Source organism: Thalassotalea ganghwensis, assembly GCF_053485795.1.
The window spans coordinates 1-359 of record NZ_JBQRUM010000080.1 but is presented as its reverse complement, the minus strand read 5'-3'; the positions used below and the strand labels follow the sequence as shown (position 1 = coordinate 359).

The 359-nt window shown below is 47.1% G+C and carries 1 protein-coding gene; it reads left to right on the top strand.

The features are described from left to right. A partial coding sequence (locus ACSLUH_RS19575) for a transposase domain-containing protein (protein WP_448570088.1) occupies nt 1–359 on the top strand: 359 nt, incomplete at both ends.

Genomic DNA, 359 nt, shown 5'->3' with positions numbered 1-359 from the left:
ATTTTTTATGCCCAGATCTCATAAAACAATGTGCTGAAACTGCGGGTGTCGCTACGATAAGACGTAGAAGACTTCCTGTGGAAATGGCGGTTTGGACGGTTATTTGTATGTCGCTTTACCGTGAAGATCCGCTATGGAGCATCGTCAGTAAACTCGGCTTAGCATTACCCGGAAAAAAAGAACTCGTTGCGCCAAGCGCTGTTGTGCAAGCAAGGCAGCGCCTTGGTGCGGGTGCCGTTAAAGAGGTTTTCCATCAAAGTCAGAAAATGTGGAATGCAGATGCCAATCACCCCACATGGTGTGGCTTATCACTACTAGGTGTTGATGGTGTTATTTGGCGTACACCAGATACGACTGAA